Below are 20,147 nucleotides of genomic sequence, written 5' to 3'. Positions count from 1 at the left end.
CCCGGCGGCCCCCCAAGGAAAGTTTCATGCTTCAGTTTCCACCCTGGAAAGTCCTGCTGATTGTCCTCACGCTCGCCTGGGGCGTCGTGATGGCCCTGCCCAACGTGGTCAACATGTCCGGTGCGCCGGGCTTCCTGCCGAAGGAAGGCGTCAATCTCGGCCTCGACCTGCGCGGCGGTGTGTACCTCGAGATGGAGATCCGGCCGGAGGAAGTGATCGCCGGGCGGCTGGAAGTGTTTGCGCGCGATGTGCGTACGGCGCTGGCGCGCACGGATTCGGCCGAACCGATCGCGCATCTCGCGGAAGTGCACGGCCAGACGATGACAATCCGGCTGACGCGCGCGGATGAGGCCGGCAATTTCCCGGTCGAAGCGGCGATTGCGCGGATCGACAAGATCAACGGCCCGCTGGAAGGCGGACTGGCCGGCGGCAAGACGTATGACGTCGCCCGCGCGGGGCCGGACTCGATCCTCATTTCGGTGCCAGAGAATTCCGAAAACCTGATGATGGCCGACGCGCTGTCCAAGACCGAAACCATCGTGCGCCGCCGAGTCGACCCCGATGGCGTCGCCGAGATTTCGATCACGCCTTCGGGCACGAGCCGGCTGGTGCTGGAAGCGCCGGGTGAACCGGACCCAGAGCGCCTGAAATCGCTGCTCAGCCGCGATGGCCGGATGACGTTCAACATCGTCGATGACAGCCCGTCCTCGATCACTGCGGCGCAGGCCGGTGTGGTGAAGCCTGGCTTCCGCCTGCTGAGCGGCCCGCAGACCGGCGAACTGCTGGTGCGGTCGCTGCCGGAGATTGTCGGTTCGGATATCGCCAACGCCAGCCAGGGCAATGACGAAGCCAACCGGCCGCAGATCAACTTCCGCCTCAACTCCAACGGCGCCCGCAAGTTCTTCGAGACGACGCGCGCCAACACGAACAAGCGCTTTGCGATCGTGCTGGACGACGTGATCATGTCGGCGCCGAACATCAATGAGCCGATCGCGGGCGGCAACGTGCGCATCACCGGCGACTTCACGATGGAAGAAGCCCAGGACCTCGCCGCGATCATATCGGCGGGCGAGATGCCGGCGAAGCTGCAATTCCTTGATCAGCGCACCGTGAGCGCCACACTGGGGCGCGACTCGATCAATGCCGGTATCCGCGCGTCGGTGATCGGCATCCTGCTCGTCGCGGGTTTCATGATCCTGGCCTACAACCTGCTGGGCATCTTTGCGGTGATTTCGCTGGCGGCAAACGTGGTGCTGATCTTCGGCGCGCTGTCGGGCCTTGGCGCGACGCTGACCCTACCAGGTATCGCGGGCATCATTCTCACCATCGGTATGGCGGTGGACGCCAACGTGCTGGTGTTCGAGCGTGTCCGAGAAGAACAACAAGCGGGGCGCAGCCTGCTGACCTCCGTCCAGGCGGGCTATGAGCGCGCCCTGTCGACGATCATGGATGCCAACATCACGACACTGATCGCAGCCGCCATCCTCTACCTGCTCGGCAGCGGCCCCGTGAAGGGCTTTGCCGCGACGCTTGGCGTCGGGATCCTGACCTCGGTGTTCACTGCTTTCGTGGTGACACGCTGGCTGACAGTCGTCTGGATCAAGACGTTCAAGACCAAAAAACTTTCGGTCTAGGACCGGGGAGAGACAGCTATGCTGATGAAGATCTGGCCGAAAGAGACGCACCTCAATTTCATGAGCCTGCGCATGGCGGGCACGCTGTTCTCGCTCTTGATGCTCACGGCATCGATTTTCTTCCTTGGTACGCGCGGCCTGAACTTCGGCGTCGACTTCGCCGGCGGCACCGCCATGGAGCTGAACGCAACCGAGACCATCAATGAAAGCACGGTGCGTGCGGCGATCCCCTTCAGCGCCGACGTCAACGCCGCGGTCGGCACGGATGCGCGCAAGATCGTTGTGGTGAAATTCGGCGAAGCGCCGGAAGCCCTGCTGGGCCCGGAATTCCAGGCGCTCAGCGCCGCAGAGAAGGAAGAGCGCGCGAGCGGCGCAACCAACGAACTGGTGGTGCGCAACCTTGTCGAGAAGCTGGGCATCGATCCGGCTACGGATCTTCTGAAAAACGATACCGTCGGCCCGAAAGTGTCGAAGGAATTGTTCCGGGATGGTATCACCGCGCTCGTGGTCGCGCTGATCCTGATGCTGGCCTATATCTGGTACCGGTTCGAGTGGCAGTTTTCGGTCGGCGCCGTGGCCGCGCTTGCGCATGACGTCATCATCACGCTTGGCGTGTTCTCCGCGCTGCAGCTTGAATTCAACCTGACCACTATCGCCGCGCTGCTGACGATCATCGGCTACTCGATGAACGACACAGTTGTCGTGTTCGACCGCGTGCGGGAAGAGCGGCGCAAGTACAAGAAGATGGCGGACCGCGACGTGATTAACCTGTCGCTGAACTCGACCCTGTCGCGCACCTTGCTGACCTCCGGCACGACGCTGTTGGCGCTGCTGGCAATCTTCTTCCTCGGCGGCCCGGTCCTGCGCGGCATGAGCTTCGCGCTGATCTGGGGCATCGTGATCGGTACCTACTCGTCGATCTTCATCGCCTCGTCGATCGTGCTCTCGCTCGGCATGGACCTGACCAAGAAGACCGTCGACGACACGCCGGGCTTTCAGGGCGTTTGATCGACAGGATCAGGTTTCGAACAGGTTAGCGATATCATCGAGCACGTCCGGGGTGAGTGCCTTGTTCGCGCCGATCTGACCCAGGAAAGCCCAGAACAGGAAAGTGCCCGTGCCTGCGGCTTGATTGTGTTCGGTGTACTCTAGACGTTGAACCGGAAGAGCATCACGTCGCCGTCCTGGACAATGTATTCCTTGCCTTCCGAACGCATCTTGCCGGCATCCTTGGCGCCGACTTCGCCCTTGCACGCCACAAAGTCTGCAAAGGCGATCGTCTCGGCCCGGATAAAACCCTTCTCGAAATCGCCGTGGATGACGCCGGCTGCCTTTGGCGCGGTCCAGCCTTTCTTGATCGTCCAGGCGCGGGCCTCTTTGGGGCCGACGGTGAAATAGGTCTGCAGGCCGAGGAGTTCGTAGCCGGCGCGGATGAGGCGCGTCAGGCCGGGTTCGGTGAGGCCGAGCGATTCCAGATATTCACCGCGGTCCGGGCCTTCGAGCAGGGCGAGTTCGCTTTCGATCTGGGCCGAGAAGACGATGCAACCGGCGCCTTCGACCTTCGCGCGTTCTTCGACCCGCTTGGAATAGGCGTTGCCGGTCGCGGCGCTCGCTTCATCGACGTTGGCGACGAACAGCACGGGCTTGGAGGTCAGAAGCTGCAGCATCTGCCAGGCGCGCTGGTCGTCGGCCGGCACCTTGGCGTGGCGGGCAGGGCGGCCTTGGGTCAGCTCCGCGAGCGCAAGGTCGATCAGGGCGACCTGGGCTTTGGCATCCTTGTCGCCCGAATTGGCTTTCTTGATCACGTTCTGCTTGCGCTTTTCGAGGCTCTCGAGGTCGGCCAGCATCAGCTCGGTCTCGACGACTTCGAAGTCCGCCACCGGATCGACGACACCGCGCACGTGCGTGATGTCGTCATTGTCGAAACAGCGCAGCACATAGATGATCGCGTCGGTTTCGCGGATGTTGGCGAGGAACTTGTTGCCGAGGCCTTCGCCCTGGCTGGCGCCTTCCACGAGGCCGGCGATGTCCACGAAATTCATGCGGGCCGGGATGATTTCCTTCGACCCGGCCAACTTTGCCAGCGCGTCAAGGCGCGGCTCCGGCACGGCGACTTCGCCGACATTGGGCTCAATGGTGCAGAAGGGGTAGTTGGCCGCCTGCGCCGCCGCCGTTTGGGTTAACGCGTTGAACAGGGTGGACTTGCCCACGTTGGGGAGTCCCACGATTCCGCATTTGAAGCCCATGGCGCCTTGACCTCCGGATTGGCTGAACCGGCGCCTTACCCGCTTTCTCAGTGCAAAAACAGGCACAAAAATCGCTTGGCAGCTTAAATGGCTGGCCTGGCCAGACCGCGGGGGTATTCTGCCGTGGTTAACCGTATCAGAAGGGTACACGCGCCCATGAGTTACGACATCTTCCTCGTCTCCGCCCTTGAGGATCGGGACACCGCGAAGCTGGTCGCGCGGCGGTTGCGGTCGCTCAAGTTCCGCGTCTGGTTCGACCAGAAGCAGGAAGACGAGATCTTCGACGCCAAGGATGCGCGCGATGCGATGAATTCGCAGGTGATGCTGGTGCTCTGGTCGGCAAATGCCGTGAAGAGCGACTGGGTGCGCGCGGCTTCGGCTGTCGGGCATTCGCGCGGCGATGCGCTGGTGGAGGCCGCGCTCGACAAGGCGATCCCGTATGAGCCGTTCCGCCAGCACAAACGCTTTGCGCTGGAGGGCATGACGTCCCGCAAGACGCCGCCGGGCTTCCTGGACATGGTCGATGAGCTTGGCCGCCGCCAGGGCCGGACCGACCTGCGGGTTTGGCTGGGCTATGGCGCGCAGGATGAGGACGAGCGGATCGATTGGTTGGCCGCCCACCCGGATGACCCGCTGGCCCTCGATGCGAAGAAAAAACGCGAGAAGGATCTCGGCATCAAGCCGGCACCGGCGCGCGAAGCCATCGGCGCGGCTGCGCTGGCCGCCGCCTCGCTGCGCGGCAATTCCGGACCGCCGCCGGCCGCGCCCGGCAATGGCCGCAAGAATGGCGCGAGCCCGCTCGCGTCCGAAGGCGCTGTCGCGTCCGCCAACCTCGTTGAAGAGGCGCTCGGGTTCGGCACCATGGCAGCCGTGAGCCTCGCGATCGGTGCAATGTTGTTCCTCGCCTGGGTGTTCCGCACCCAACCGGCGGCCCGGCCGAATGTGTCCAGTGTGGCGATCGCCAATTCGCAGTTGTCGACCTGTCCGGCTGGAACCGTGCCACGCGCGCTGCTGACGGTGCTGGAGCCGGATCCGATCATCGATGACACCAAGCCGCAGATCGTCGACGACACGGCTGAGGACCCCTCCTGAGGGCTTCAGAGCTGGAATAAAAAAAAGCCGCCGGGTTTCCGGCGGCTTTTTTGTTGGGTCAGAGGCCTGTTACGATCAGCTTAGCGCTTTTTCGATCTCGCGCGCGGCCGCTTCGAACTGGTCGACGCCGGTCTGGTCCGCCATCACGCGGCGGGCTGCTTCGGTCGCCGCGTCCGCAGCGGCGCGGCGGACTTCTTCAGCGGCTTCGGCTTCAGCGCGGGCGATGCGCGCCACAGCCTGGGCTTCGCGGCGGGCGATCTTGTCCGTAAGGTCTTTCTTGGCCTCTTCCAGCATCGTCTTGGCGTCGCGTTTCGCCTGTTCGATGATGGCTTCGGCTTCCTTGTCGGCGTCCTGCTGACGCCGCTCGGCCAGGGCCAGCGCTTCAGCGGCCTGCTCACGCAGGTTGGCCGCTTCTTCCAGTTCCTTCTTGATCCCTTCGGCGCGGGTGTCGAGGCCGCCAAGGATCGCCTTGAACGCACCGGCGCGCCAAACGATCACGAAGAAAATCACGATACCGATCATCACGAGGTGCGTGACGGTGTCGGTGAACGGGGTCAGCAGCGTGTCCTGGCCTTCGGCGGCCAATGCAGTAGGCGCGAGGACGAGTGCCGCGAAGGCCGATGTGAGCGTGCGCAGGGTCATCCGCGTTTCTCCAAGGCTGCCGCGACGGCTTTCTTGACGTCGGCCTTCGATGCCTTGACGCCGAGCCGGGCGGTCATCGCTTCGGCCGTATCGACAGCGATCTGCTCGACATTCTTCATCGCATCGGCGCGCAGCTTGGAGATGCGGGCTTCAGCAGTTTCAAGCTTGCGGGCGAGATCGGCATCGACGCGTGCGGTTTCCGTTGCGAGTTCCGCTTCGGTTTTCTCACGCGCCTTGTCGCCGGTTTCGCGGGCTTTCGCACGGGCCTGGGCGAGGCGGAGTTCGAGAGCCTTCTGCGCTTCGACCGACTGGTTGTTCAACCGGGCGGCTTCGTCGAGATCGGCAGCGATCCGGTTGGCGCGTTTCTCCAGCGTGTCGCTGAGCTTCGGCAGGACGAAGCGCGCCAGGGCGAAGTAGAGCCCCAGGAAGAAGATTGCGAGCCAGAACAGCTGCGACGCAAACCACGTCGGATCGAACGCTGGGAAGGGCGCTTTCACGCCTTCGCCATGCTCGCCGCCGTGGGCAGCGGTTTCTGCGAGAAATGCCAGCAAGCTCATGGCGTGCCCAGCTCCTTACCTGTTGCCGGAATTAAGCGGCGAACAGGATCAGCATCGAGATGACGAACGCGAAGAGGCCCAGGGCTTCTGCGAGGGCCATACCGAGGAAGAGGTTGCCCGACTGCTGCGGGGCGGCCGAGGGATTGCGCATCGCGGCGTCGAGGAACGAGCCGAAGATGTTGCCCACGCCGATAGCGGCGCCGATCATGCCGAGCGTGGCGAGGCCAGCGCCGACGTACCGCAGACCTTCGGTGATATTGCCTTCCATGGGAGTCTCCTGTTGGAATCTTTGAATTCGGTTGATGTGGGGCCCGTGAAGCGTGTTCCGCTGGAACCGTCAAGGGGCAGTCTTGGTGCGTTTGGACGCACCGGCGGGTTGGTTTCTCCTGTCAGTGCGAGGGGTGGATCGCATCCTTGAGGTAAACGCAGGTCAAAAGGGCAAAAACGTACGCCTGAAGGAAGGCGACGAGGAATTCGAGCGCGGTGATCGGGATCAGCAGCACATAGGGCACCCATGCGGCCCAGGCGAGGCCAGCGCCGGCCAGCATGACCACGAAAATAGCCAGCAATTTCAGCATGATGTGGCCGGCCAGCATGTTGGCGAACAAACGCATGCCGAGCGTGATGGGGCGCGCGAGGAAGGAAATGATCTCGATCGGCACCAGGAAGAACATGACCGGCAGCGGCACGCCGTGAGGGGCGAAAAGGCCAAAGAAACCAAGGCCATTCTTGTAAATGCCGTAGCCGATGACAATCAGGATGACCACAACGGCCAGCGCGCCCGTTACGGCGATGTGGCTGGTGGTGGTGAAGGCGTAGGGGAACATGCCAACGATGTTCGCGCCGAGGATGAAGAAGAACAGCGTGAAGACGAACGGGAAGAATCTCAGGCCTTCCTCACCGGCAGTGGAGCGCACCATATCAGCGATAAAGCCGTAGGACAGTTCACCGAGCGACTGCAGGCGGTTGGGAATCAGGCCGCCGCGCGAGGCTGCGAGGCCCAAGATGGTGAGCACAAGACCGGTCGAGACCATCATCCAGAAGCTGGAGTTGGTGAAGGACAGGTTGTAGCCCGCCGCATTCCACTCGAGCAGCGAGAAGATCTTGAACTGGTGGATGGGGTCGGTCGCCACCATCGGAGGGAAACCGGGGAAAGGCAGGTTCATCAGGTCTTCTCGTCTGTCGGTTCGGGCGTTTCCGCCGCTTTTTGTGCATCTTCGGACATCTTCTTAGCTGCCCGCATGAGGTTTCGTAGTCCCGCCGCCATGCCGAACCCCATCATTACGAGCAGGCCCCAGGGCGAGCTGTTCGCGAAATGGTCAATCAGCAGTCCCAGGCCGACCCCAACGACGACAGCGCCCACAAGTTCCGAGCTGTAGCGCAGGGCCATGCTCGCCGGCTTGTTGATGCTTTCCTTCCGCTGGCGCTCGGCCCGATTCGCCTTCTCTGCCCGTTTGGCCTGGGCCTTAGCGATCCGGTCGCCGAGATCCGATGGATCAGGTCCGGACATCTGAAGGCTCCTGCCAACGACAAAGGGACGACGTACACCACCCCATCAAATTTCGCGCAAACTATGAGCGCCACCCTGCCAAGTCAACGGAATTCCCGGCGATTGAGCGCCTTGAAATTATTGAATAAACCGGGTGCGCGGCTGCGCTACTCCGCCGCAACAAGCCGCTCGGCGGCTTCAAGGTCGACCGAAACCAGTTTCGAGACGCCTTTTTCGCGCATCGTGACCCCGAAAAGCCTGTCCATCCGGCTCATCGTGACCGGATTGTGTGTGATCACGACGAATCGGGTGTCAGTTCGCAGGCGCATTTCGTTCAGCATGTTGCAGAAGCGGTCGACGTTGGCATCGTCCAGCGGCGCATCCACCTCGTCCAGCACGCAGATCGGAGCGGGACGGGACAGGAACACGGCAAAGATCAGCGCGGAGGCCGTCAGGGCCTGCTCACCGCCCGACATCAGCGCCAGCGTGCCGAGCTTCTTGCCCGGCGGTTGGGCGAAGATTTCGAGGCCGGCATTCAGCGGATCGTCGGCGTCGACGAGGCGTAGCTCGGCCTGGCCACCGGCGAACAGCGCCGTGAACAGGGCTTTGAAGTGCTCGTTGACCGTTTCGAAAGCCTCGACGAGGCGCTGGCGGCCTTCGACGTTCAGGGCTTCCACGCCCTCGCGCAGTTTGGCGATGGCGGCGGTCAGGTCGTCGCGTTCGGCAATCTGGACGCCGAGGCGGGATTCGAGTTCCGCAGCTTCCTCTTCGGCGTTCATGTTCACGCCGCCAAGCTGGTCGCGTTCGCGGCGCAGGCCATCGAGCTTCGCTTCGGCTCCGCGGGGCGTGAAGGCGCCCATTTCGTCTTCATCGAGGCCGGCTTCGGCTATGGCGAGCAGGCCTTCGGGCGCGCGTTGGAAGTTGGTGCGCGCATGCTCAATGCAGTCGGCGAGCTTGGTTTCTGCGTTCTCGAGTTTCACCGACCAGGCGGCGAGCTGAGTACGGGCCTCTGCAGCGGCGGTGGCAGCGCGGCGGGCGGCGGCGTCGGCTTCGCGAATGGCGGCGTCCTTGCGGGCGAGGGCATCAGCAGCTTGCTGGCGTTCCAGCTCAAGGCGTTCGGTTTCGGAGGCGAGACCTTCGATTTCGGCATGCAGGGCCTCGGGCCGTTGCTTGGAGGCGACGACCGAGGCGGCCACGTCTGCGCGGCGCTCAGTGACCTGCGTCAGGCGCTCTGCGGCTGACGCGAGGCGCGTGGTCCAGGCGTCGACTTCGCGGGCGAGCGCGATTCGGCGGGCAGCGGCCTGTTCGCGTCCGCGCAGAAAGTCTGAAAGTTCGCCCCGCGCGTCGGTTTCGCGGATGCGGGCAGAAGCGAGCGTTTCACGCGCCTTGCCATAGACCTCTTCAAGAGCGGCTTCTTCCTCGGCGCCGGCGCCCGGCGTGGCGAGGGCCAGAAGTTCGGCGATGGCGGCCAGATCGGTTTCGGCGCGTGCGAGCGCTTCGGTGCCGGCTTCGCGCTTCAGCTGGGTACGCTCGTTGGCCTGGGTCGCCTCGATGGCGGCAGCGCGGGCATCCGTCAGCGCACGCTGGGCGGGCGCAATGAACAGGCGGAGGTGGCGCAGCGTTTCCTCAGCCGCGAGGCGTGCAGCACGGGCCGCTTCGAGTTGGGCCGCGAGTTCGGCGAGTTCCGCCTGGCGGCTTGCCAGTTCGGCCTGCGCGGTTTCGATCCGGGCTTTCTGTTCAAGGCGGGCGGCGGCGCTGACCGGCGCGTCGGGCGTGCGGATGAAACCGTCCCAGCGCCAGAGATGTCCTTCGCGCGACACAAGGCGCTGGCCCGGATTGAGGCCGGCCGCGAGGCGTGCGCCATCGGCAGGGCTGACAAGGCCGCACTGTGAAAGGCGCGCGGCCAGTTCGCCCGGCGCTTCCAAATAGTGCGTCAGCGGTTCAGCACCGTCCGGCAGCGGTTGGGTCGTTGCAGTGGCTCCATTCCAGTAGAGCGCCGCGCCGCGATCAGTCGACGCTTCGATGTCGTCGCCTAGCGCAGCTGCGACCGCTTTTTCGAAACCGTCGCGGGTGCGCAGGCGGTCCAGCACCGGCGGTGCCGAGGTCTGGTCGGCGCGGCGCATCAGGCGGGTAAGACCCGCGATCTCGGCTTCGAGCGCGCGCACGGCATGGTTGGCCGCGTCGTGGGGAGGCTGTGCTTCGCCTTCGGCGACCCGCGCGCGGGCGAGGTCAGCCTCAGCCATCTCCACCGCGCGTTCGGCATCGTCGAGCGCGATCTGGGCCTCGGCTTCGGCATTTTTGGCCTGGCGAAGGTGCAAAAGGTTGATGCCTGCGTCCTCAAGGCCGGTCATCTCGGTCTTGAGGCGATTGATTTCGGCCGTCAGCTGTTCCTTGCGGCGTGACTGCGCCGCGGCGTTCTCTTCTGCCGCGCGGCGGCGGGCGCGCAGTTCGGATAAGCTCTGCTGGGCCGCATCTGCAGCGCGTTCTGCCTCGGCCAGCTCCGCGCGGGCGGCTTCGAGCGCGCTACGGGCGTCCTGTTCGAGGCGGGCGGTCAACGCGGCGTCTTCTTCGGGAAGGGCGGCAAGTTCGTCCTTCGCCTGCGTCAGCGCGGTGGCGGCTTCGACGTGGGCGGCGGTTTCGCGGGCGAGGTCGTCAACGAGGCGCAGCGCTTCGGCTTCGAGGCGGGCGTGCGCGTCAGCGGCGATGCGGCGCTCGGTTTCGAGCTTGGCAAGGGTAATACGGGCCTGACCCAGACGGGCGGCAGCCTCCATTTCGGCGTCGCGTAAGGGGGCGAGACCTTCGCCGGCTTCGATCCGCTCCTTTTCGCGCATCGCGTCTTCGCGCGACAGCTCCTCGACCTGACGCTTCAGCGTGTCGAGCTGGGTGCGGGCGATATCCATCGTCTGGCGCGCTTCGGCCCAGCGCAGATGCGCGACGAGGGCGTCGAGCGCCTGGATCTCTTCAGAGAGCTTGCGGTATCGGCGGGCCTTGGAGGCCTGGCGCTTGAGGCTGGCGAGCTGGCGCTCGACTTCGGCCGAGACTTCCGACAGCCGCAGGAGGTTGGCTTCTGCGCCGTCGAGCTTGAGCTCGGCTTCATGACGGCGGCTGTTAAGGCCCGCGATGCCGGCCGCTTCTTCGAGGATGCGGCGGCGGTTCTGCGGCTTCGAGCCGATGAGTTCGGAAATCTGGCCCTGCCGGACGAGGGCGGGCGAGTTTGCACCGGTCGAGGCGTCAGCGAAGAGGAGCTGGATATCCTTGCCGCGCACGGTGCGGCCATTGATCCGGTAGCTGGAACCGGCACCGCGCTTCAGCTTGCGCTCGATTTCCAGCACATCGGCGCCGTTGAACTCGGGCGGCGCGGTGCGCTTCGAGTTGTCGAGGACGAGGATGACCTCCGCCGTCTCACGGGCGGGCCGGCCTTGGGCACCTGAGAAGATCAGGTCGTCCATCTCGCCGCCTCGCATGGCTTTGGCGGAATTGGCCCCCATCGCCCAGCGCAGCGCTTCCAGGAGATTGGATTTGCCGCAGCCGTTCGGTCCGACAATGCCGGTGAGTCCGGGCTCGATCGGAACGGTCTGCGGGTCTACGAACGACTTGAAGCCGGCAATGCGAAGTTCAGTGATCTGCATGCCGGGACCTCATGGCTACTGCACGCCCTTTTCGGCGAGCAGGGCATCGATCTGGCGGGAGAAACCTTCGGCCGATCGGAAGTCGCCGTCGAAGTCACGCACCTTGCCGTCGAGGATGAAAGTGGGGGTGCCGCTGACGTTGTACTGTTCGGCAGTCTGGTAGACGGCGGCGAGCTTGTCGCGGATCGACCGGTCCGCCATGCAAGCGTCGAAGGCTTCGTCGGTTTCGATGCCGTGGCGCTTGGCCACAGTCTTCAGCATGCCGCCGAGTGCGCCGACCTGGGCAGCCTGGACGATGCCTTCCTGATTGGCGAACAGGTCGTCGAGCACGTCGAAGTACTTGTCGTCTCCGGCGCATCGCGCGACTACATAGGCCGCGACGTCCGGGGCGCCGTGAATCGGGAATTCGCGGTAGACGAGCTTCAGCTTGCCGGTCGAGATGTACTTCTCTTCGAGCGTCGGCAGGATGGAGTCGTGGAAGTATTTGCAGGCCGGGCAGGTCGGCGAAGCGTATTCGACCAGCGTGATCGGCGCATTCTTGTCGCCCTTGATGTGTCCAAGCTCACCGGCCTCGACCGTGCTGGACGCCGCAGCGGGCGTTTCGGTCTTGTTGCCATCACTGTTTGCTGCGCCACAAGCCACGAGGGCCAGGGCCGAAACGGCCAAAAGGGCCAAACGCCGGGAAAGAGATGCCATGGTCATAAGCCTCGCGTTAAGGAATGAGTCGCACCGGTTGCCAAATGGTTAAGGAAACCGGGCTCGTTGTTTACGGGTCCGCCGATAGCACAGCCTTGCCCAAAGCCACAAATGCGGCGCGCAGGCGTGTGTTTTCAATCTGATTGGCGCCTGATTCGAGGGTTGCGGCCTCGTCCCTCGTCAGGGCGCGAGCCTTGGGGCGATAGGTGACCGTTTCGGCGCCGCGGGAGATGGTGCCCTGCACGATGCGGATGCCGGTAATGTCACCGCCTGCGGCGACAGAAACGCGCTGGCGGATGGTCTCGGACTGGTGCTGGACGAGCGGAGCGGCCTGCGGGACGACGCGCAAGGTGAGGATGCGCCCGTCCTTGGAAGAACTCAGTTTTTCGGGATGGGAAAAGCGATAGAGCTGGTCGCCGGCAATCTCACGCCAACGCGCCTGCAGCAGCTTGAGCGGAGGCAGCTTGGCAGCGCCGGTCTTTCGGCCCACACGGTCAGCCGCGATCGAGAGCGGTTTCATGGGCGCTCGCAAGGCGCGGGCCCGCGTGTACCGCAGCCGGACCAGCGCGCGGGCTTCTTCGAGCGGATCGAGGGTTGATCTCTGCACCATGATCGCAAATCTGCACGGCTTCTGAGGCGAGGAAAAGGCATGAGCCGCAAAAGTGACAAAACGCTCACGCGCCTCGCGCCCTTGTTACTGGCCTGGTTCGACAGATCGGCCCGGACGCTGCCTTGGCGCAGCCCGCGCGGCGTGGCGCGCGATCCCTACCGCGTGTGGTTATCTGAAATCATGCTGCAGCAAACCACAGTGCCGCACGCTGCACCCTACTTCGAATCGTTCACGACCCGGTGGCCCAGCGTCGAAGCCCTCGCTGCAGCCAGGGACGAGGACGTGATGCATGCCTGGGCGGGGCTCGGCTATTATGCGCGGGCCCGCAACCTTCTGAAGTGCGCCCGCGAAGTGGTGGCTCTGGGCGGCTTTCCCCGGACCGAGTCCGGGCTGCGCGCACTGCCGGGGATCGGGCCTTACACGGCGGGCGCCATCGCGGCGCTGGCCTTCGGGGAGCGCACGCCGGCCGTCGACGGCAATGCCGAGAGGGTTTTCGCACGCCTACTGGCGATGAAGGAGGATTGGGCGGCAGCAAAGAAGCGCATCGGTGCGATCGCCCGCGATCTCGTGCCGGCGGATCGGCCGGGTGACTTTGCCGAGGCGCTGATGGACCTTGGCGCGACCGTATGCACGCCCAAGAGCCCGAACTGCGCGCTCTGTCCGTTGGCTGAGCTTTGCCGGGCCCGGACGGAAGGGAATCCGGAACGCTACCCGGTGAAGCCCGAGAAAGTGGCCCGGCCGGTGCGTTTTGGCTCGGCCTATGTGCTGACGCGCAGGGGCAGGGTGTGGCTGGTGCGCCGGGAGCCTTCAGGATTGCTGGGCGGTATGCTGGCCTTGCCGACCTCGGAGTGGAGCGAAAAGCGCGGCCCTCACGAGCCACCGCTGGACGCCGTCTGGACCGAAGCCGGAGACGTGCGCCACGTGTTCACGCATTTCAGCTTGCACCTCACAGTGTGGAGCGCCGAGGCACGCAGCAAGGATTTGCCGGACGGCTTCTGGGCTGAGACGGATCAGGTGGCCGGATTGCCGACCGTGTTTTCCAAGGCCGCCGCGCTCGGCGGGATCACCGTGTCGCAAAAACGTTGATCTGGACGAAAGCGGCCATGTTGATGGCGACGCTCATCCAGAACAGTGTACGGAAGGAGCGCTTCTGCGTTTTGTGGCGGAAAACTTCCTGGGCGACGATCGCGCCCGGCCAGCCGCCGACGAGACCGATCAGCAGGAGGATGGTTTCCGAAACGCGCCAGGCTTTCTGGTTAGCAGCTAGCTTGTCGAGCCCGTAACCTGCGAAACAGGCCACACTGGCGACGCCGTAGATGACAAACCAATTCGGTGAGACCGGTTGGACCGCTTCGATGGCCAGCACGATGAAGATGAATGCCGGAATGACCAGAAAGCGCGGGCCGCGCTGGAGAATCTGGGAGGACAGGCTGGGCTTGGCTTTCGGCTCAACGACGAGCGTGACGCGCTTGGCTTTCGGGCGGCCGTCCTTGCCGATATCGACCGAAAACGCGTACTCGCAGCCGATCTCGATGTGACGCCCCTCCTTGGCGAAGGCGCTGGCATGGACGAAGACATCCTGTCCGCCGCCCTCGGGGGCGAGGAAGCCAAACCCGCGTTCGTCGCTCCAGTTGATCAGCCGCCCCCGTACACGAACCGTTGCCGGCTTCTTGCCGGAATCCGCTGGGAGCGACGGTTTCGTCACTGTGTCTCTTCCTTGGCGACCGACGCCGCCAGTGAGGCAGACAGGAACCGGTCGATGTCGCCATCCAGCACGCCGCCTGTGTCGGACGTTTCGACATCGGTGCGAAGGTCTTTCACCATCTGATAGGGCTGCAGGACATAGGAGCGAATCTGGTGGCCGAAGCCGATCGCGCTCTTGTCAGCATACTGAGCATCGGCAACGGATTTGCGTTTCTGCAGCTCAAGCTCATAGAGCTTCGAGCGTAGCATCCGCCAGGCCTCATCCCGGTTCTGGTGCTGCGAGCGGCCGTTCTGGCACTGCACCACGGTGTTGGTGGGGATGTGCGTGAGACGCACGGCCGAGTCGGTCCGGTTGACGTGCTGGCCACCGGCGCCCGAGGCGCGATACGTGTCGGTGCGCACATCGGCGGGATTGATTTCGATGTCGATCTTGTCATCGATCACCGGTGTGACACTGACCGATGAGAAGGACGTGTGCCGGCGCGCCGAAGAATCATAGGGCGAAATCCGGACGAGGCGGTGCACGCCGGTTTCCGATTTCAGCCAGCCATAGGCGTTCTCGCCCTTGACCTGGATCGTTGCGGATTTGATGCCGGCTTCTTCGCCTTCGCGCTCGTCCAGCTCCTCGACCTGAAAGCCGTGCTTTTCGGCCCAGCGGACATACATGCGGCGCAGGATGGACGCCCAGTCCTGCGATTCGGTGCCGCCTTCGCCCGCATTGATCTGCACATAGCAGTCATTGCCGTCAGCTTCGCCCGAGAGGAGCGCGGCCAGTTCTGCCTTGGCGCCGGTTTCGGCCGCGCGGGTGAGCGAAGCCTGCAGGTCGGCCAGCATGGCGGGATCACCTTCGGCGAGCTCCATCAGTTCGGGCGCGTCTGCGATGTCCTTTTCGAGCGACTGGACGACGGCAATACCATCAGCCAGTTTCTGACGCTCGCGCATCAGTTTCTGCGCTTCCTGCGGATCGTCCCAGAAACCCGGGCGTTCGGACAGGGCCGTCAGCTCATCCAGTCGTTTTGTGGCTGTATCCCAGTCAAAGACGCCTCCGTAGCAAGGCGCTTGACTGGCGAATCTGGTCGATCAGGGAACGGATTTCGGCGGACATGGCAGCGCCTCCTTCAACTTCGGGTCTATGATGTTGAACGCGCTATAGACGCGCCCGGAGGGGCGGTCAAAGCACGTCGTGCGGCATCCTGTGCGTCAGAAGATGCCGTCGAGGTTCTCGTCGGCGGTGTCGCCTGGATTTGTGCCGTCGGGAGACGTCGCGGCGCCGTCCGAACTCGGACCGCATGAACCGGAAATCGACAGGCAGTCTTCCGCAGCGTTGAACACCGTGAGGCCCGGTTCGGTGCCGGGGCGGAAGGCTTCGTCGATCACGCCGGGGCCGCTGCCGGAGGCGAGGGCGCCGGTGCGCGCGTCGATCTTGACGAGGCGCACGCCCGGCGGGATGCGGAACGGCGTCGGCGGTTCGTTCTCCAGAGCCTTCTCCATGAACTCGGTGAAGATCGGCGCGGCGACTGAGCCGCCCGCTTCACCTTCGCCCAGCGGACGGTTGTCGTCGAAGCCGATGCGCACGCCGACCACGAGGTCCGGCGAGAAGCCGACGAAGATTGCGTCGCGGTAGTCGTCGGTCGTGCCGGTCTTGCCCGCGAGCGGCTTGCCGACGCGGAGTGCCCGGCGACCGGTGCCGCGTTCGACGACGCCTTCGAGCATATGCGTGATCTGGTAGGCGACGATGGGATCGACGACCTGGTCGCGCGTGTCAGGGAGTTCCGGCGGCTCCTCGCCGTTCCAGTCGTCGGCCTTGCAGCCTTCGCAGGCGCGCTGGTCATTGCGGTAGAGGGTGTGGCCGTAGCGGTCCTGGACGCGGTCCAGAAGGGTGGGAGTGACCTTCTTGCCGCCGTTCACGAAGGCCGCATAGCCGCGCACGAGGTTCATCAGTTCGGTGTCGCCGGCGCCGAGCGACATAGCAGCGTAAGGCGGCAGCTTTTCATAGACACCCACACGTTCTGCCAGATCCGAGACCGACTGCATGCCGATATCCTGCGCGACACGCGCGGTGACCTGGTTCAGCGACTTCTCGAGTGCCACGCGCAGGGTGACCATGCCGTAGGACTGGCCCGCCGTGTAGTTTTTGGGTGCCCAGTATTTCTGGGTCGACACGTCATAGGACACGAAGGGCGCGTCCAGCATGCGGGTGGCCGGCGTGTAGCCCTTTTCGAGCGCCGCTGCGTAGACGAAGGCCTTGAAGCTGGAGCCGGGCTGACGCTTGGCCTGGGTGACACGGTTGAAGCTTGATTTGAAGAACGAGTAGCCGCCCTGCATCGCCAGAACGCGGCCGGTATGAGGGTCGAGGGCGACAAGCGCGCCGTCCACTTCCGGCACCTGGCGCAGCGTGGCGTTGCCGACCGGCACCATGACGGGCTCGGGGTTGGGCATTGCGATCGGATTGCCATCCGGATCGAGCTCCGCCGATTCCGGCGGCGCGCTAGCTTCGCTCGGATTGAGCGCCTGGCGCTTCAGTTCGGCAAGGATGACATGTCCGACCTGGAGGCCGGCCTTGCCTTTCTCAGGCTTGTAGGTCTGGGCCCATTTGATCTCGTCGACGGGGAGTTTGATCTTCGCGCCGTCGGTCAACAGAAGGTCGGCGGAATTGGTGCCTACTTTAGTGACCAGTGCAGCTTCCCAGGTGCCGTAACCGCCCGGCAGTTTAACGGCTTTCAGGGCTTCGACGGCATTGTCGTCAACAGGCAGAATCGTGATCGGCCCACGCCAGCCATGGCGGCGGTCATAGGCGATCAGGCCGTTCTGCAGGGCGGACTGGGCGGCCAGCTGGAGACGAGTGTCGATGGTCGACCGGATGGACAGGCCGCCCTGTTCGAGTGTGTCTTCGCCATAGGTCTTGATCAGGTCCTGACGCAGTTCCTGAACAAAATAGGTGGTTGCGGCGTATTCGGGGCCACGCAGGCGCTTGGTCGTCGTCAGAGGCTTTGCTTTGGCCTCGTCGGCCTCTTCCTGGGTGATGTAGCCATCTTCGACCATGCGGCCGAGCACGTAGTTGCGCCGCTTCAGCAGACGCTCCGGGTTCGTGTAGGGGTTCACGGCCGAGGGCAGTTGGGCCAGCGAGGCCAGGATCGCGGCTTCCGACAGGTCGAGTTCAGTCAGCGACTTGTTGAAATAGTTCAACGCGGCAGAGCCGACCCCATAGGAGCGGCCACCGAGATAGATCTCGTTGAGGTAAAGTTCGAGGATCTCACCCTTGGTGAATTCCTTCTCCATCCGCTGGGCGACAATGGCTTCCTTGGCTTTGCGCTCCAGTTTCTGGTCGCGCGTCAGCAGCATATTCTTGGCGACCTGCTGCGTGATGGTTGAGCCGCCCTGCAGCCCGCCATCGCCGGTCAGCTTGTTCTTGGCCGAGTTCAGCGCGCCGCGCGTGATGCCCGCATAGTCGAGACCATCATGCTTGAAGAAGTTCTTGTCCTCGGCCGCGACAAAGGCCTCGATCACATGTTCCGGGATTGACTCGTAAGGCACGAACACCCGGTGCTGGTCCGCAAACTCCGCGATCAGCGTGCCATCACCTGCATGCACCCGCGACGTGATTGGCGGCTCGTACTGCTTCAGCTTGGCAATCGAGGGCACATCGCGGCCAAGGGCGGCGAAATAGCCCCACACAACGATCACCGCGATCACGAAGAGCACGAGACCCGCAATCAGAAGCCGCCGCGCCCATTTCAGGTGAGTAGAGTACTTTTCGAGGGTCATTCGGAAGGTCGGGGGAGGAGTGTCAGTCATCAGTTAAGCCTGTGCGGTGATTCGACTGCCATAAGCCATTGCAGCCCCAGTCTTCCGGGCAGGCTGACGGGGTCGCACGTGTTTCCGGCGATACTATGGCGCGCGCGCGGCGCACAAAAGAGGCCAGTGTCAGATGTCCTGACGTTCAACCTCGAGGTCTTCCAGTGAAATTTCTGGAAGGGGGCGCTTTTCCGGCCGCGGCGTGGTCAGGCCATCGGCCAGTTTGGCCGCGATCCGCTCCCCGTCCGCCTTGGGTGGATAGTTGTCCAGGGCCAGTTTCCAGGCCGCTCGGGCGTCGTCCTTGCGGTCGAGATGCCAGTAGATGTCGCCGAGATGATCCTCGATTTCCCAATGGCTCTGGGGCGATAGCTCCTCGCGGGCGCTTTCGATCAAGCCTTTGGCCCGGTCCAGATCGCCGAGCTGATAAAGGGCCCAACCGAAGGAATCTGCGATGTAAGGGTCCGAATCGGCCAACAACAGGGCTCTGGCGAGCACCTTGTAGCCTTCCTCATACTTGTCCGTCCGAGTGATCAGGAAATAGCCAAGCGAATTCAACGTATAAGGATCGTTCGGGCGGGCGACGCGCTCAGACCGCAGGATCACCAGAGCATCATTGATGTGCCCGGCCTGGCCGAGGGCGTCGGCCAGCACCATCCGGCGCTCGTGTGTATCGTCGAGGGTGCGGGCGTCCCGGGCGTATTCGGCGGCCTTTGCCGGCTCGCCAAAGTGCAAGTAGATCGAGCTGGAAGCACCGAGCGCTGCAGCTTTCTCGGCAGGGTTTTCGGCAAGGCCGAGCAGTTCCGGCACCAGGTCAAAGGCGGCCTGACGGTCATCCAGCAAGGCGCGCAGTTGCAGCGCTCCGTAAAGGGTCGAAAGGCGGTCCTTGTCGTCAGTGATCGCAAGGGCGCGTTCGACGGCGGATCGCGCGGCCGCTTCATCACCGCTCATCAGCAGGGCCTGAGCCGCTGAAATCTGCAGAGAGGGCGACGTCTCCGGCGCTGTCAGCGCCACATGGGCCGCGCCCGGGTACAGCGCCTCGCTGTAGAGCGCGTCGATCACGCCGGCACGGATGTTTTCGTTTTCGGGATCGATCAGCAGAATCGCCAGATCGAATGCCGTGCGCTTGTCGTCGAGCCCTGAGATCGTGCCACCCATCATCACGGTCTGGATGTAGCGTTGCTGCTGCATCGCGTAGGATACGTCAGACAGGGCCAGCGCGAACCCGGTCTTCACCGTCAGTGGCTCATTGTCGAGGTTCTTGCCGGTCTGCAGGCTGTCAATGGCAGCGGCGTAACTGGTGGCCTGTTCCGGCTCGGCATCGGCGAGTTGCTGGTAGACCTGCTGGGCCTCTTCGATCCGTCCCATACGCTGCAGCAGCAGCGAGTGGCGGACGATCACCGTGCTGATATGAGCAAAGATGATGCCCTGCGGGTCAAACTCGTGCTCCGGCGCCTGGATCTTGGTAGGGGTCAGGGCTTCGTAGACGGCAAGCGCCTCATCGTTGCGCCCGGCCGCTTCGAGCATCGCGGCGAGGGACAGGTCTGCCGTAATGCCGGGCATGCCGCCGGCGACTTCCCTGTGGCGATTGATGGCGCCTTCAAGATCACCTTCAAGTGCTTTCAGCCAGGCATCGACCCACAGGTAGAAACCGGGCTGCTCCATATCCGACGTTTCATCGCCGGTGAGCCTGAGATAGGCGCGCGCTGCTGCCATGTCGCCGGCCGAGGCCCGGTCCAGCGCCAGATAGGCATTCGCGAACTTGTCTTCGTCGCGCTCGTCGGCGGGCATGCGCGCCAGCAAAGTAAGGTAGCCGGCGGTATCGCCGGCCTTCAGCGCGTCGAGCGGAGCGTCATAAGTGGCCTGGTTGCCATCGGCCTCGAACACAGCCGTTGCACGGGCGGCCGGAGACAGCCGGACGGCCACTTGCGTACTTTCAGTGGCGGCGGAGGGGCCCGCTTCGCCCGGAACCGCTGCGCAAGCGGTCAGAGCCAGAGCGAGAACCGAAGCGAACAGAAGGGGTTTCGGGGACATAGGCGCGGAAAACTCCACCTTT

The 20,147-nt window shown here is 64.0% G+C and carries 17 protein-coding genes; 4 read left to right on the top strand and 13 right to left on the bottom strand.

Annotated elements, in window-relative coordinates:
- The first annotated feature begins 26 nt into the window (after window positions 1–26).
- Both secD and secF read left to right on the top strand, forming a co-directional pair.
- On the top strand, window positions 27–1,634 hold the full coding sequence (gene secD / locus GC148_RS13305; RefSeq protein WP_291071401.1) for a protein translocase subunit SecD: 1,608 nt from the start codon (window positions 27–29) through the stop codon (window positions 1,632–1,634).
- A gap of 18 nt (window positions 1,635–1,652) precedes the next feature.
- The gene (gene secF / locus GC148_RS13300) at window positions 1,653–2,642 is read left to right on the top strand and encodes a protein translocase subunit SecF (protein WP_291071399.1); all 990 of its coding nucleotides are present in this window, start codon (window positions 1,653–1,655) and stop codon (window positions 2,640–2,642) included.
- Between the two features lie 140 nt (window positions 2,643–2,782).
- Here secF and ychF read toward each other — a convergent pair whose 3' ends face one another.
- Window positions 2,783–3,880: a redox-regulated ATPase YchF gene (ychF, locus tag GC148_RS13295; protein WP_291071397.1), complete on the bottom strand. Its 1,098-nt coding sequence runs from the start codon at window positions 3,878–3,880 to the stop codon at window positions 2,783–2,785.
- 156 nt (window positions 3,881–4,036) lie between these two features.
- Here ychF and GC148_RS13290 point away from each other — a divergent pair, with 156 nt between their 5' ends.
- Window positions 4,037–4,972, top strand: coding sequence for a toll/interleukin-1 receptor domain-containing protein (locus GC148_RS13290; RefSeq protein WP_291071395.1), 936 nt, complete (start codon window positions 4,037–4,039; stop codon window positions 4,970–4,972).
- A gap of 75 nt (window positions 4,973–5,047) precedes the next feature.
- Here the strand turns inward: GC148_RS13290 and GC148_RS13285 are convergent, their stop codons facing one another.
- From GC148_RS13285 to GC148_RS13250, 8 genes are all read right to left on the bottom strand, one after another.
- Window positions 5,048–5,614 (bottom strand): ATP F0F1 synthase subunit B, encoded by a 567-nt coding sequence (locus GC148_RS13285; RefSeq protein ID WP_291071393.1) that lies wholly within the window; start codon window positions 5,612–5,614, stop codon window positions 5,048–5,050.
- A complete protein-coding gene (locus tag GC148_RS13280; protein ID WP_291071391.1) occupies window positions 5,611–6,171 on the bottom strand; it encodes a hypothetical protein in 561 nt (186 codons plus the stop codon). The genes GC148_RS13285 and GC148_RS13280 overlap by 4 nt, the downstream gene beginning before the upstream one ends.
- Window positions 6,172–6,202: 31 nt before the next feature.
- Window positions 6,203–6,439 (bottom strand): F0F1 ATP synthase subunit C, encoded by a 237-nt coding sequence (locus GC148_RS13275; RefSeq protein ID WP_291062620.1) that lies wholly within the window; start codon window positions 6,437–6,439, stop codon window positions 6,203–6,205.
- Window positions 6,440–6,560: 121 nt separating this feature from the next.
- On the bottom strand, window positions 6,561–7,307 hold the full coding sequence (locus tag GC148_RS13270; protein ID WP_366063918.1) for a F0F1 ATP synthase subunit A: 747 nt from the start codon (window positions 7,305–7,307) through the stop codon (window positions 6,561–6,563).
- A gap of 29 nt (window positions 7,308–7,336) precedes the next feature.
- On the bottom strand, window positions 7,337–7,681 hold the full coding sequence (locus GC148_RS13265) for an AtpZ/AtpI family protein (protein ID WP_291071387.1): 345 nt from the start codon (window positions 7,679–7,681) through the stop codon (window positions 7,337–7,339).
- A gap of 146 nt (window positions 7,682–7,827) precedes the next feature.
- The gene (locus GC148_RS13260; RefSeq protein WP_291071385.1) at window positions 7,828–11,289 is read right to left on the bottom strand and encodes an AAA family ATPase; all 3,462 of its coding nucleotides are present in this window, start codon (window positions 11,287–11,289) and stop codon (window positions 7,828–7,830) included.
- A gap of 15 nt (window positions 11,290–11,304) precedes the next feature.
- Complete coding sequence (locus GC148_RS13255) at window positions 11,305–11,985, bottom strand: thioredoxin domain-containing protein (protein ID WP_291071383.1); 681 nt, start codon at window positions 11,983–11,985, stop codon at window positions 11,305–11,307.
- 70 nt (window positions 11,986–12,055) lie between these two features.
- A complete protein-coding gene (locus tag GC148_RS13250; RefSeq protein WP_291071381.1) occupies window positions 12,056–12,595 on the bottom strand; it encodes a DciA family protein in 540 nt (179 codons plus the stop codon).
- 39 nt (window positions 12,596–12,634) lie between these two features.
- Between GC148_RS13250 and mutY the strand changes: the two genes are divergently transcribed.
- Window positions 12,635–13,681: an A/G-specific adenine glycosylase gene (gene mutY / locus GC148_RS13245; RefSeq protein WP_291071379.1), complete on the top strand. Its 1,047-nt coding sequence runs from the start codon at window positions 12,635–12,637 to the stop codon at window positions 13,679–13,681.
- Here mutY and GC148_RS13240 read toward each other — a convergent pair.
- From GC148_RS13240 to GC148_RS13225, 4 genes are all read right to left on the bottom strand, one after another.
- The gene (locus GC148_RS13240; protein WP_291071377.1) at window positions 13,659–14,300 is read right to left on the bottom strand and encodes a DUF1294 domain-containing protein; all 642 of its coding nucleotides are present in this window, start codon (window positions 14,298–14,300) and stop codon (window positions 13,659–13,661) included. The two genes, mutY and GC148_RS13240, sit on opposite strands and share 23 nt — an antisense overlap.
- Window positions 14,297–15,404 (bottom strand): peptide chain release factor 2 gene (gene prfB / locus GC148_RS13235; protein WP_291071375.1). Its coding sequence is split into 2 segments (ribosomal slippage): window positions 14,297–15,334 and window positions 15,336–15,404, totalling 1,107 coding nucleotides; the frame shifts between segments, so codons are not numbered across the junction. The genes GC148_RS13240 and prfB overlap by 4 nt, the downstream gene beginning before the upstream one ends.
- Before the next feature lie 95 nt (window positions 15,405–15,499).
- The gene (locus tag GC148_RS13230) at window positions 15,500–18,064 is read right to left on the bottom strand and encodes a penicillin-binding protein 1A (RefSeq protein WP_291071373.1); all 2,565 of its coding nucleotides are present in this window, start codon (window positions 18,062–18,064) and stop codon (window positions 15,500–15,502) included.
- A gap of 159 nt (window positions 18,065–18,223) precedes the next feature.
- Window positions 18,224–20,125, bottom strand: a complete 1,902-nt coding sequence (locus tag GC148_RS13225; protein WP_291071372.1) for a tetratricopeptide repeat protein — start codon at window positions 20,123–20,125, stop codon at window positions 18,224–18,226.
- Between the last annotated feature and the right edge of the window lie 22 nt (window positions 20,126–20,147).

The sequence above is a fragment of the Hyphomonas sp. genome, assembly GCF_016125515.1.
Taxonomy (GTDB): domain Bacteria; phylum Pseudomonadota; class Alphaproteobacteria; order Caulobacterales; family Hyphomonadaceae; genus Hyphomonas.
The sequence above is the reverse complement of the archived record's forward strand: the minus strand, read 5'-3'. Positions and strand labels throughout refer to the sequence as shown.

Bases quoted from the DNA above. Each gene is read 5' to 3' on its own strand.
- secD (WP_291071401.1), top strand. From the start codon at position 27: ATGCTTCAGTTTCCACCCTGGAAAGTCCTGCTGATTGTCCTCACGCTC.
- secF (WP_291071399.1), top strand. From the start codon at position 1,653: ATGCTGATGAAGATCTGGCCGAAAGAGACGCACCTCAATTTCATGAGC.
- ychF (WP_291071397.1), bottom strand. From the start codon at position 3,880: ATGGGCTTCAAATGCGGAATCGTGGGACTCCCCAACGTGGGCAAGTCC.
- GC148_RS13290 (WP_291071395.1), top strand. From the start codon at position 4,037: ATGAGTTACGACATCTTCCTCGTCTCCGCCCTTGAGGATCGGGACACC.
- GC148_RS13285 (WP_291071393.1), bottom strand. From the start codon at position 5,614: ATGACCCTGCGCACGCTCACATCGGCCTTCGCGGCACTCGTCCTCGCG.
- GC148_RS13280 (WP_291071391.1), bottom strand. From the start codon at position 6,171: ATGAGCTTGCTGGCATTTCTCGCAGAAACCGCTGCCCACGGCGGCGAG.
- GC148_RS13275 (WP_291062620.1), bottom strand. From the start codon at position 6,439: ATGGAAGGCAATATCACCGAAGGTCTGCGGTACGTCGGCGCTGGCCTC.
- GC148_RS13270 (WP_366063918.1), bottom strand. From the start codon at position 7,307: ATGGTGGCGACCGACCCCATCCACCAGTTCAAGATCTTCTCGCTGCTC.
- GC148_RS13265 (WP_291071387.1), bottom strand. From the start codon at position 7,681: ATGTCCGGACCTGATCCATCGGATCTCGGCGACCGGATCGCTAAGGCC.
- GC148_RS13260 (WP_291071385.1), bottom strand. From the start codon at position 11,289: ATGCAGATCACTGAACTTCGCATTGCCGGCTTCAAGTCGTTCGTAGAC.
- GC148_RS13255 (WP_291071383.1), bottom strand. From the start codon at position 11,985: ATGGCATCTCTTTCCCGGCGTTTGGCCCTTTTGGCCGTTTCGGCCCTG.
- GC148_RS13250 (WP_291071381.1), bottom strand. From the start codon at position 12,595: ATGGTGCAGAGATCAACCCTCGATCCGCTCGAAGAAGCCCGCGCGCTG.
- mutY (WP_291071379.1), top strand. From the start codon at position 12,635: ATGAGCCGCAAAAGTGACAAAACGCTCACGCGCCTCGCGCCCTTGTTA.
- GC148_RS13230 (WP_291071373.1), bottom strand. From the start codon at position 18,064: ATGACCCTCGAAAAGTACTCTACTCACCTGAAATGGGCGCGGCGGCTT.
- GC148_RS13225 (WP_291071372.1), bottom strand. From the start codon at position 20,125: ATGTCCCCGAAACCCCTTCTGTTCGCTTCGGTTCTCGCTCTGGCTCTG.